This window comes from Halorubrum sp. AD140, assembly GCF_034497445.1.
Taxonomy (GTDB): Archaea; Halobacteriota; Halobacteria; order Halobacteriales; family Haloferacaceae; genus Halorubrum.
In genome coordinates this window covers 1-10,787 of sequence record NZ_JAXRUU010000083.1, presented here as the reverse complement: position 1 = coordinate 10,787, position 10,787 = coordinate 1, and the positions used below count along the sequence as shown (strand labels likewise).

The window sequence follows — 10,787 nt, the reverse complement described above, 5'->3', positions numbered from 1 at the left end:
ACCTGCCCCTCCTCCATCGCCTCCAGGAGCGCCGCCTGCGTCTTCGGCGGCGCGCGGTTGATCTCGTCGGCCAGCACGACGTTCGCGAACACCGGCCCGGGCGAAAAGGAGAAGGAGCCGTCGCGCTCGTCGAAGACGTTCGTCCCGGTGACATCGCTCGGGAGGAGGTCGGGCGTGAACTGGATCCGCGAGAACTCCAGGCCGAGCGCGGTCGCGAACGAGCGCGCCGAGAGGGTCTTGCCGGTGCCGGGCGCGTCCTCCAAGAGGACGTGACCGCGGGCGAGGATTCCGAGCGTGACGCGGTCCAGGAACTCGCGGTCGGCGACGACCGCACCGCCGACCTCGTCGACGACGCGGTCGCACGCCGCCGCCGCTTCGGGGACGTCCATGCGGTCGCCACGGGCGCCGCCCCGAAAAGCGTTGCCGGCGGGACGGTGCGGCTCGGGATCGATCGGCGGCGATCGAAACGCATAACAGCGGAACCGGCCAACCCGCACGTGAGCCGAGGTAGCCTAGCCTGGCCAAGGCGGTAGATTCGAAATCTACTGTCCATTCGGACACCGGAGTTCAAATCTCCGCCTCGGCGCTTCTCTCGAACCCCACCCCGCGAGCGATGCGGTCGGGCCGTCGACCGCGACCGACTTACGGCCGCCCGCCCAGCGACTCCTGTACGGACCCGGGGTCCCCCCGCATGCGGCGCCGGCGCTTGTCGTAGGCCGCCTCCAGCTTCGCGTTCGTCGCCCGCGAGACGAGGTAGCAGTCGACGTCGTCGCCGTCGCGGGGGTGCGCGCTCGCGACCCAGACGTGACCGTCGCCCGTCGAGAGGTCGGCCGCCCAGCGCTCCGCGTCCGCGCGGCTCTCGAAGGCGTGACGGGGACCGTCCTCGAAGACGAGCCGCCCCACCTTCGCGTTGCGCTTGCGCGCCGAGGGCTTCACCGCGACGACGACGCTCACGGGCGACGTTCGGGCGTCGTCGCTTAAAAACCTCGTCAGACGCGACCGCTCGCGACGCGATCGGGACGCCCCGGCGGTCGGGTCGACCAGCCGGGACGAACCACAAGAAACCAAACCCCCGACTCCGTAGCCGGGTCCATGAGCGATCCGGACTGGTACGAGGACGCGACGATCTACTCGCTGGACGTCAAGACGTTCAACGACGGCGACGGCGACGGGTGGGGGGACTTCCGGGGAGCGACCGAGCGGCTCGACTACCTCGACGGGCTCGGCGTCGACGCGCTCTGGATCCGGCCGTTCTACCCGAGTCCGCTCCGCGACAACGGGTACGACGTCGCCGACTACTACGACGTCGACGACCGGCTGGGGAGCCTCGCCGACTTCCGCGAGTTCGCCGATCGGGCGCACGAACGGGGGATCCGGGTGATCACCGACCTCGTCTTCAACCACACCTCGAACGAGCACGAGTGGTTCCAGCGGGCGCGAGAGGACCCCGAGTCGGAGTACCACGACTACTACCTGTGGACCAGCCACATAGAGGACGCCCACCACCGCGGCAACATCTTCCCCGAGTACGAGGACGGCGTCTGGTCGTACGACGAGGCCGCCGGCAAACACTACTTCCACCAGTTCTACGGTCACCAGCCCGACCTCAACGTCGCGAACCCCGCCGTCCGGGAGGAGCTGTACGACGTGCTCCGGTTCTGGCTCGGCCAGGGCGCCGACGGCTTCCGGATCGACGCCGCCCACCCGATGCTGATGCCGAAGGGGCACGACGCGACGACGCTCGACGAGACCGACCTCGGCGAGTCGATCGAGCTGTTCAAACGGATGCGGCGGGTCGTCGAGGCGGAGCAGTCGGACGCGGTGCTGCTCGCGGAGGCCGACGACGAGCCGGAGCACCTCGACTACTACTTCGGCGACGGCGAGGCGTTCCACCTCCAGTTCAACTTCGTGATGAACGCCCACCTCACGTACGCGGTCGGCGTGAAGGACACCTGGCCGCTCCAGCGCGCCGAGGAGATCCTCCCGGACGTCTCCGGCGTCGGCGGCTGGGTGAACTTCCTGCGGAACCACGACGAGTGGAACCTGCTGAAGCTCCCCGAGGAGGCGTTCGAGCACGCCCGCGAGTACTTCGGCGACGACGCCGGCGACTCGTGGATCTTCGAGCGCGGCCACCGGCTGCGGCTCGCCGACCTGTACGGCGGCGACCGCGACCGGATCGCGCTCGCGCACAGCCTCCTCTTCTCGCTGCCCAGCTCCGTCGCGCTCCAGTCCGGCGACGAGATCGGGATGGGCGCGGACCTCTCCCTGCCCGAGCGCGAGGCCGTCCGCACGCCGATGCAGTGGGACGACTCCCCGAACGGCGGCTTCTCGACCGCCGACCCCGAGGACTGCTACAACCCCGTGGTCGACGAGGGGCGGTACGCGTACGACCGCGTGAACGTCGCCGACCAGCGCGGCGACCCCGAGTCGCTGCTCTCGCGAGTCGAGGACCTCGTGGCGGCGCGCGACGCGTGCCCCGAGATCGCCCGCGGCGACTACCGCGCGCTCGACGCCGACCACAGGGAGACGCGCGTCCACCGGTTCGATTACGAGCGGGAGGACGGAGCGGACGCGAACGAGACCGTCCTCCTTTGCGCGCACAACCTCGCCGACGGGCATCGGAAGGAGATCGTCGGCTTCGACGTCGACCCGGACACCGTCGAACACGTCGTCGGCGACGGCGAGCACTACGTCGCGAAGGGGGGCGTCACGTTCGAACTCGACGCCTGCGACTACGTCTGGCTGCGCGGCGAGAAGCGGTAGGAGCGACGGCGCATCGGCCGACGCGGGGCCCGTGGCCCTCAGTCGTCCGCGATCGAGGTCGCGTCCGGCGCCGACCCGTCCTCGGCGGCGGCCGAGAGCAGGCGGTCGAGCCCGTCGACCATCGCGACGACGCTGGCGCGGGTGATGTCCGCGTCCGTCGAGGAGACGCTCACGGAGCGGTCGCCCCGCGAGAGGTCGACCTCGACGGTGACGACCGCGTCGGTGCCGCCCGTGATCGCGTCGACGTGGTAGGAGTCGAGCTCGAAGGAGACCCCTTCGCCGGTCGAACCGCCCACCAGCGCGACTCGCACGGCCTCGAGGCCGGCGTCGACCGGACCGGCGCCGGTGCCGGAAGCGACGCGCTCGTCGTCGCCGACGCGGAGCCGGACAGACGCCGTCGGGAGGTTCCCGCCGGAGGTGGCAGACAGGTCGACGAGCTCGACGCGGCGGTCGCGCTCGCGCCCCTGCACGTCCTCGGTGATCGCGAGCAGGTCGGCGTCGGTGACGCGCTTCCCCCGGTCCCCGAGTTCCTTCACGCGGCTCACGACCGCGCTCAGCTCGTCGGCGTCGACGGCGACGTCGTGCTCGGCGAGCGCGGCCTTGACGCCCGCGCGGCCGGCGTGTTTCCCGAGGACGAGCCGGCGCTCGCGGCCCACCGTCTCGGGCGGGTACGGCTCGTACATCGTCCCGTCCTTCAGCGTGCCGTCGGTGTGGATCCCGGACTCGTGGGCGAAGGCGTTGGCGCCGCAGACCGCCTTGTTCGGCGGGAGCGCGACGCCGGTGGCCTCCGAGACGGTCCGACAGAGCCGGTAGAGCCGAGAGAGGTCGACCGTCTCCACGTCGTACGAGCGTGCGAGCGCGACGGCGACCTCCTCTAGGGCGACGTTGCCGGCGCGTTCTCCGACCCCGAGGACGGTGCCGTGGACGGTGTCGGCGCCCGCCTTCAGCCCGGCGTGGACGTTCGCCACGCCGAAGCCGAGGTCGTCGTGGGTGTGGAGGCTCGTCGGGCCCAGGTCGGCGAGCCGGGAGACGACCTCGGCCGTTCGCTCCGGGTCGGCCGCGCCGACGGTGTCGCAGTAGCAGATCCTGTCCGCGCCCGCGTCGAGGCCGGCGCCGAGCAGGCGTTCGAGGTAGTTGAGGTCGGCGCGGGAGCCGTCCTCGCCGAGCACCTCGACCCACAGGCCGTGGGATTTCGCGTACTCGACGAGCTCGACCGTCGTGTCGACGACCTCGTCGCGGGTCAAGCCGACCTTCGTCTCGACGTGTTTGTCCGAGGCGGGGACGACGAGGTTGATCCCGTCGACGCCGCAGTCGAGCGCGTGGTCGACGTCGGCTCGCACGCCGCGGGCGAAGCTCGTCACGGTCGCGTCGAGCCCCTCCTCCGCGACCCGACGGATGGCCTCGCGTTCGCCCTCGGAGGTGCACGCCGAGCCGGCCTCGATCAGGTGCATCCCGGTCGCGTCGAGCTCGCGGGCGACGTCGACCTTCTCGGCCGGCGTCAGCGAGACGCCGGGCATCTGCTCGCCGTCGCGTAAGGTGGTGTCTAACAGCTGTACCTCGTCGAGGTCGGTGAGTGGTGTTCGGGTCAAAAGGTGGTCCGTCGGCTCCGCGGTGGGTTCGGGGTCGGTGCCGCCGTGGGGCGGTCGTGCCCCGGAGTCGTTATCGTCGGAGAATTTCGCGGCCAGCCGCCGCGAGGCGACTTCCTCTATCCCCCGAACGACCACGATCGTCTCGTGTCATTCGTGTCCACGGCGAGGGCTCACACACACATAAGTCGTCGGATCGAGACAGGTATTGACCCCCGTGGGTGCGCGGAGACGGCAGGGTGGTCTCCGGGCTCCCGAACCGGCGAACTCTGCTCGGAGGGACGGAGTTAACTCCGTCCATGCGGCTTGGTAACACGTGATTCCGTTCGATCGATCGGTCGCCGCCCGTCCCCTCCTCCGGCGCGTGCTCCGGCCGGTGGGGACGTTCCTCGCGGTCGTGCTGACGGCGATCGCGGGATACGCCGCGCTCGGGGACGTCGGCGTCGTCGAGGCGGCGTTCTGGGTGGTCGACCCGACGAGTGTCGACCTCCACTTCCGGGACCACGCCGGCCCGGAGCAGGCGACGAAGGGGTTCGCCGTGCTGGTGACGGTCGGATTAGTGCTGTCTGGCGTGTGGATCGGCGAGACCGTCCTGACGACGGCGTTCGGCGGACGGATCCGCGACGAGGTGAAACGCATGCAAGATCGCAAAACCATCGAGACGCTCGAAGGCCACGTCGTCGTCTGCGGCTACGGGATGTTCGGGCGCACGATCGCGGCACAGCTTTCGAACAACGGTCACGACGTGGTCGTGATCGAGACCGACGAGACGCAGGCGAACCGCGCGGACGACGACGGCCACCTCGTCGTCCTCGGCGACGCCCGCCACGAGGGGGTGCTCGCGGACGCCGGCATCGGACGCGCGGCGACGGTCGTCGCCGCCATCGACGACTCCAACGCCAACATCCAGATCGCCATCGTGGCCGAAGAGCTGTCCGAGGCCCTGAACATCGTCGTGCGCGTCGGCGACGAGATGTACGAGTCGCTCGCGCGCCGGGCCGGGGCCGACACCGTCGTGATCCCGGAGATAACCAGCGGACAGAACGTGGCGAACTTCATCTGACCGCCCGGACCGCTCGCGTGACCCGGGCGACCCGCCGCCGGAACGCTTTCCCGGTGGGCCACGAACGGTCGAACGTGAAGCGAGTCGCGGTCGACGACGTCGACGTCGTCACGAATCCGATGGGCGTCCACGACGTGCGCAGGCCGGTCTCTCGCGCGCTCGGCACCGAGCACGTCGCGATGAACTACTTCGAGCTCGCGCCCGGCGACGCCTTCTCCGGCGGGCTCCACACCCACGGCGACCAAGAGGAGGTGTTCTACGTGATCTCGGGGACCGCCACCTTCGAGGTCGGCCGGGATCGCGAGCGCGTCGACGTCGGGGCGGGCGAGCTGATCCGGTTCGCGCCGGGGGAGTTCCAGTCCGGCTTCGTGCGCGAGGACGCCGACGAGGGCGTCGTCGCGTGGGCGTTCGGCGCGCCCGGCGCGCGCCACGACTGGGAGCAGATCGAGTCGCTGATCGAGTGTCGGACCTGCGGTGAGGAGCGCCCGCACGCGACCGAGCTGACCGACGAGGGGCGGTTCCGGTTCACGTGCCCGGAGTGCGGCACGTCGTTCTCGCCGTAGCGGGCGGCTCACCCCAGAAGCGACCGGAACGACCGGCGACCCGCTCCGCACTCCTCCCGGTAGTCGCAGGCGGAACACCGGTCGTCGTCGACGCGCGACGGCGGCCCGTCGATCGCGCGGGCGGCCCGCAGCGCCCGGCGATAGGCGGCCTTCCGTCGAGTCGTGAGGCGGACCTCGCGGACGGCGCCGACGCTCGGGTACTCCACGAGCGCGCGCGGCACCTCGCGCCCGCGCTCCCACGCGACCGCCTTGGCGACGGCGACGGCCCTGACCGACTGCGGCCCCCAGACGCCGTTTTCTGGGGGCTCGCCGGGAGAGACGACCGCGGGAACGGGCGGGTCTGCGCGGGACTCAGAGTCGCCGTCCCCGCCGCCGAGCACCTTGTGGACCCTCGCGCGCTCGCGCTCGGGGGCGACGAGCCTCTCGTAGTCGTCGCGCTCGCCGAGCCGCGCGAGGTTCCGTCGATAGGCGGCCGGCGAGCGACGGATCGGGAGCCGCCGGAGCGTCGCGTCCGGCGCGTTCGCGAGCGCGGGATACCGGAAGGCGAGGTCGATCCGAGCGCGGGCCTCGGGCGGAACGTCCCGGTCGTCGTCGCGGCGGGCGTAGTAGAGCTGTCGCGGACAGTAGGCCGCGCGAGCCACGTCGCTGAAGGGGATCACGGAGAGGGTGGGCGCGGTTTCGCCGGTAAAGGTGCGGACTGCGGGGATCAAGGGCGGTCGGCGGTCGGCGTCTCGAACTCGCTACGCGGCGTCGTCGGTCGGCGGCTCGGCCGCGCCGTCGGCCGCTCCGTCGCTGGCGACCTCCTCGTCGTCGAGCACCGTGACGCGAGCCGACATGATCCGCGTGTTGTCGACGCGCTCGATCCGGATCCGGACGCCGTCGAACTCGATCTCCTCGCCCTCCTCGACGAGCCGCCCGGCCCGGTTGAACACGAAGCCGGCGAGCGTCTCGAACTCCTCGCCCTCTGGCAGGTCGATCTCGAGTATCTCGTTGACCTCGTCGATGTTCACCTCGCCCTGGACGACCGCGACGTTCTCCTCGAGGAACTCGACGGGCGCCTCCTCGTCGCCCTCCAGGATCTCGCCGACGATCTCCTCGACCATGTCCTCTAAGGTGATGATCCCCTCCGTGGTGCCGAACTCGTCGATGACGGTGACCATCTGGAGGCGGTTGTCCTGCATCTCCGCGAGCAGCTCGTCGGCGTTCTTCGACTCCGGGACGTGCAGCGTCGGCTTGACGACCCGCTCCAGGGAGGGCTCGCCCTCGGAGTAGCGAAGCTCGCGCACCAGGTCCCGCACCGTCACCACGCCGATGATGTTGTCGAGGTTCCCCTCGTAGACGGGCACGCGCTCGTGATCCGCCTGGATGCACGTCTCGATCGCCTCCTCGACCGACTGCTCTTTCGCGACCGCGGTGACGTCGAGGCGGGGCGTCATCACCTCCTTGGCGATGGTGTTGTTGAACCGAAAGATGCGGTCGAGCATCTCCCGTTCCTCCTCCTCGATGACTCCCTCGCGCTCGCCCGTCTCGATGATGTCCTGGATCTCGTCGCGGGTGACGTACGTCGACTCGATCGCCGCGGAGCCGCCGATGACGCTGTTGACGCCTTTCACAATGTAGTCGAACAGCACCACGAGCGGGTAGAGGGCGTACTCCGAGAGCTTCAGGGGGCGCGCGATCCGGAGCGCCCACGACTCGGTGTTCTCGACGGCGTAGGACTTCGGCGCGCTCTCGCCGAAGATCAGCACCAGCGTCGTGATCCCGAGCGTCGACGCCAGCACGGACTGCCCCCGGGAGAGGTAGATTCCGAACAGCGCCGTCGCGATGGCGGTCATCGCGACGTTGACGATGTTGTTGCCGACGAGGATCGTCACCAGCAGCCGGTGCGGGTTCTGCTTCAGGCCCTGAATCACCTTCGCGCCCGTGATCCCCTCGTCGACGAGGCTGTCGACCCGGTGTTGCGGGAGCGAGAACAGCGCGATCTCCGAGGAGGAGAAGAACGCCGACAGGCCGACCAGCACCAGGATCGCGAAAACGCCGAGGACGGTTACCGTGCTCTCTCCCGGCATCGGCAGTTGCAGCAGATCGGCCGTCAGCGTGCTCGACGACAAGCCCATGTTCATTCGTCTTCCGTGGGCGGACGGTTAAAGGATTACCTTCGGCGCCCCGAGTCGCCGGACGATTCGACGGACCGACGACGGGGCCGACAGCGGAGCCGGCGACGGGTCGGCGGGCGGGCGCGGGGCACCGCCGATCGCCCCGGAAGCGCACGGCCCGTGCCGCGGCCGACACGGTTACACGTTCCGCGGCCGAACCGCCGGGCATGAGCGAGCCACAGATCACCCTGTATCGGCTGCAGGCGTGTCCCTACTGCGAGCGCGTCGTCCGGATCCTAGACGAGCTCGGACTCGCGTACCGGTCCCGGTACGTCGAGCCGATGCACTCCGATCGCGACGTCGTCAAGCGCGTCTCCGGCGCTCGAAGCGTCCCGGCCATCGTCGACCGCGAGACCGGCGTGACGATGTCCGAGAGCGCGAACATCGTCGAGTACCTGGAGGCCACCTACGCCGAGGGAGGTGCCTGAGATGCCCGACTTCGACGTCGTCTCCCTGCCCGAGACGGACCACGTCGTCGAGGGCGACACCGCTCCGGAGTTCACCCGACCGCTCGTGAATGGGGAGTACTGGGAGGACCGCGCGCTCGCCGACGTCGTCGACGGGCCGACGCTCCTCGTCTTCCACCCGATGGACGGCGCGTTCCAGGCGACGTACCTGTACAACACGATCGACGACCGCGGGTGGGCCGACGACGTCGACGTGCTCGGCCTGTCGATCTCGACGCCGTACGCCCACAAGCGCCTGCTCGCCGAGCGCGGCGAGGGCGTCCGCATCTTCTCGGACCCCGGCGCGGGCGTGGTCGAGGAGTACGGCCTCGCACACGACATCGACGCCATGACCGGGATCACCGAGACGCGCCCGGCGGTGTTCCTCCTCGATTCCGACCGCGCCGTCGAGTACGCGTGGGTCGCGAGCGAACACCCCGAGTTCCCCGACGCCGAGGAGATCGACGACGCCGTCGACCGGCTCGTCGACTGAGGTCGGCGAGGGACGCGTCCCCCGGCCCGCCGTGCGAACGCGCCGTCCACACACGTCACCCTTTTTTAAATCGACGGCGAACGGTCGCCCGTGAGAGACGACAGAAACGACCGCGAGCGCTCGTCCGAGGCGGACGCGATCCCGGAACGCGACGCCGCGAGCCGCCGGGACGACGTCCGACGGGCGGCCGTGGCGATCGCCGACGGCGAGCTCGTCGTCTATCCCACGGAGACGGTGTACGGGCTCGGCGGGGACGCGCTCGACCCCGACGCCGTCGAGCGGGTGTTCGAGCTGAAGGGCCGCGACCGGTCGAACCCGCTCTCGCTGGGGGTCGCGAGCGTTGACGACGCGCTTCGGTACGCCCGGCCGACCGAACGGGCCGTCGCGTTCGCCCGGGCGTTCCTCCCCGGCCCCGTGACCGTCGTCGTCGAGCGCGGCGACGCGATTCCGGACGCGCTCACCGCCGGCGGCGACCGGGTCGGGATCCGAGTGCCGGACCACGACCTCGCCCGGGCGCTGCTCCGGGAGACCGGCCCCCTCACCGCGACGAGCGCGAACGTCTCCGGGAGCGGCAGCGTCACTCGACTCGACGACCTCGACGACCGGATCCGCGCCGGCGTCGGCGCGGTGATCGACGACGGCGAGACGCCCGGCACGGAGAGCACCGTGGTCGACCCCGAGTCGGGGACGATCCACCGCCGCGGCGCGATGGCCGGAGCGATCGAGGCGTGGCTGGCTGACCCGCCGGTGTAGAACAGACCGCGAGCCTCAGACCGACAGGGCGCCCTTCTCGCTCAGCACGTCGATCTCCTCGGCGTCGACCGCGTCGACGTCGAGCCAGTGGGGGACGTACTCGCGTTTGTCGTACGCGTCGCGCTCGTCTTCCGTTCCCACGGTACACCAGAGCTGCGGCTCGTCCGGGCCGTGCCAGCCGCCCTGGACGTTGATGCCGAAACACACCAGCTCCTCGCCGTCGTACTCGATCACCGCGTCCCGCCGGATCCCGGGGTCGCCGCGAATGATGAGGTGTTGCATACCCCGTCGTTTGCGGGTTCCGTGCTTAATCGCTTCGATACGGTCGATCGGCGGCCTCGAACCCCTGCTTCAGTCGAGTCCGATGACGGCGCGCAGGTCACTCCTGAGTGCTCGCTCGAGCTCGTAGGCGGCGGCTGTCACCGCCGTTCGCGGACCGCGCGGGCCCACGCGTCCTCTCCCGGCCGTACGCGGAGTCACGTGAGACCGCACGCTCGACCGAAGCGGAAGGGTACGCCGACCAAACCCAGTTTATCAGGGCTATAACCAAACGGGCCGACGCCCATCCGGTCGATATGAATCCCGCGACTGTGCAGCGACGAAGTGATCAACTCCTTGACGAGATCGCCGCGGCCGTGGTCACCGAGCGGTCGACGCTGAAGACCATTCTCGTCGGGATGCTCTCCGACGGTCACGTCCTGCTCGAGGACGTCCCGGGAACAGGAAAGACGCTCACGGCCCGGTCGTTCGCGGACGCGGTCGACGTCTCCTTCTCGCGCGTCCAGTTCACCCCCGACCTGCTGCCGTCCGACGTCGTCGGCTCGAACGTCTTCGACGAGAAGACCCGGAGCTTCGAGTTCCAACCCGGGCCGGTGTTCGCGAACGTCGTGCTCGCCGACGAGATCAACCGCGCGCCGCCGAAGACGCAGGCGGCGCTCCTGGAGGCGATGGAGGAGGGGCAGGT

The 10,787-nt window shown here is 70.1% G+C and carries 13 protein-coding genes and 1 tRNA gene; 8 read left to right on the top strand and 6 right to left on the bottom strand.

Annotated elements, in window-relative coordinates:
* Positions 1-389, bottom strand: a 389-nt coding sequence (locus U4E84_RS15175; protein WP_322532958.1) for an AAA family ATPase, incomplete at its 3' end; no start/stop codon positions are given.
* A gap of 112 nt (positions 390-501) precedes the next feature.
* Here U4E84_RS15175 and U4E84_RS15170 point away from each other — a divergent pair.
* Positions 502-586, top strand: a tRNA-Ser gene (locus U4E84_RS15170).
* Positions 587-642: 56 nt separating this feature from the next.
* Here the strand turns inward: U4E84_RS15170 and U4E84_RS15165 are convergent.
* Positions 643-954 (bottom strand): hypothetical protein, encoded by a 312-nt coding sequence (locus U4E84_RS15165; protein WP_322532957.1) that lies wholly within the window; start codon positions 952-954, stop codon positions 643-645.
* 138 nt (positions 955-1,092) lie between these two features.
* Here U4E84_RS15165 and U4E84_RS15160 point away from each other — a divergent pair, with 138 nt between their 5' ends.
* A complete protein-coding gene (locus U4E84_RS15160; protein WP_322532956.1) occupies positions 1,093-2,763 on the top strand; it encodes an alpha-amylase family protein in 1,671 nt (556 codons plus the stop codon).
* A 38-nt stretch (positions 2,764-2,801) separates the two neighbouring features.
* On the opposite strand, the gene U4E84_RS15155 is transcribed toward U4E84_RS15160, so the two are convergent.
* Positions 2,802-4,352, bottom strand: a complete 1,551-nt coding sequence (locus U4E84_RS15155) for a 2-isopropylmalate synthase (protein WP_322532954.1) — start codon at positions 4,350-4,352, stop codon at positions 2,802-2,804.
* 313 nt (positions 4,353-4,665) lie between these two features.
* On the opposite strand from U4E84_RS15155, the gene U4E84_RS15150 reads away from it, so the two are divergent.
* Both U4E84_RS15150 and U4E84_RS15145 read left to right on the top strand, forming a co-directional pair.
* The gene (locus U4E84_RS15150; RefSeq protein ID WP_322532953.1) at positions 4,666-5,412 is read left to right on the top strand and encodes an NAD(P)-binding protein; all 747 of its coding nucleotides are present in this window, start codon (positions 4,666-4,668) and stop codon (positions 5,410-5,412) included.
* A 74-nt stretch (positions 5,413-5,486) separates the two neighbouring features.
* Entirely contained in the window at positions 5,487-5,975 is a 489-nt protein-coding gene (locus U4E84_RS15145) for a cupin domain-containing protein (RefSeq protein WP_322532952.1), read from the top strand.
* An 8-nt stretch (positions 5,976-5,983) separates the two neighbouring features.
* Here the strand turns inward: U4E84_RS15145 and U4E84_RS15140 are convergent, their stop codons facing one another.
* Positions 5,984-6,634, bottom strand: coding sequence for a Dna2/Cas4 domain-containing protein (locus U4E84_RS15140; RefSeq protein ID WP_322532951.1), 651 nt, complete (start codon positions 6,632-6,634; stop codon positions 5,984-5,986).
* Positions 6,635-6,715: 81 nt separating this feature from the next.
* Entirely contained in the window at positions 6,716-8,092 is a 1,377-nt protein-coding gene (locus U4E84_RS15135) for a hemolysin family protein (protein ID WP_322532949.1), read from the bottom strand.
* A 206-nt stretch (positions 8,093-8,298) separates the two neighbouring features.
* Between U4E84_RS15135 and U4E84_RS15130 the strand changes: the two genes are divergently transcribed.
* The 3 genes from U4E84_RS15130 (at position 8,299) to U4E84_RS15120 (ending at position 9,823) form a co-directional block, all read left to right on the top strand.
* Positions 8,299-8,559, top strand: coding sequence for a glutathione S-transferase N-terminal domain-containing protein (locus tag U4E84_RS15130; protein ID WP_322532948.1), 261 nt, complete (start codon positions 8,299-8,301; stop codon positions 8,557-8,559).
* A gap of 1 nt (position 8,560) precedes the next feature.
* Positions 8,561-9,070 carry a redoxin domain-containing protein gene (locus U4E84_RS15125; RefSeq protein ID WP_322532947.1) on the top strand — a complete coding sequence of 170 codons (510 nt, stop codon included), beginning with the start codon at positions 8,561-8,563 and terminating at the stop codon, positions 9,068-9,070.
* 138 nt (positions 9,071-9,208) lie between these two features.
* Complete coding sequence (locus U4E84_RS15120; protein WP_322532959.1) at positions 9,209-9,823, top strand: L-threonylcarbamoyladenylate synthase; 615 nt, start codon at positions 9,209-9,211, stop codon at positions 9,821-9,823.
* A 15-nt stretch (positions 9,824-9,838) separates the two neighbouring features.
* Here U4E84_RS15120 and U4E84_RS15115 read toward each other — a convergent pair whose 3' ends face one another.
* Positions 9,839-10,105 carry an HAH_0734 family protein gene (locus U4E84_RS15115; protein ID WP_322532946.1) on the bottom strand — a complete coding sequence of 89 codons (267 nt, stop codon included), beginning with the start codon at positions 10,103-10,105 and terminating at the stop codon, positions 9,839-9,841.
* A 293-nt stretch (positions 10,106-10,398) separates the two neighbouring features.
* Between U4E84_RS15115 and U4E84_RS15110 the strand changes: the two genes are divergently transcribed.
* A partial coding sequence (locus U4E84_RS15110; RefSeq protein ID WP_322532944.1) for an AAA family ATPase occupies positions 10,399-10,787 on the top strand: 389 nt, incomplete at its 3' end.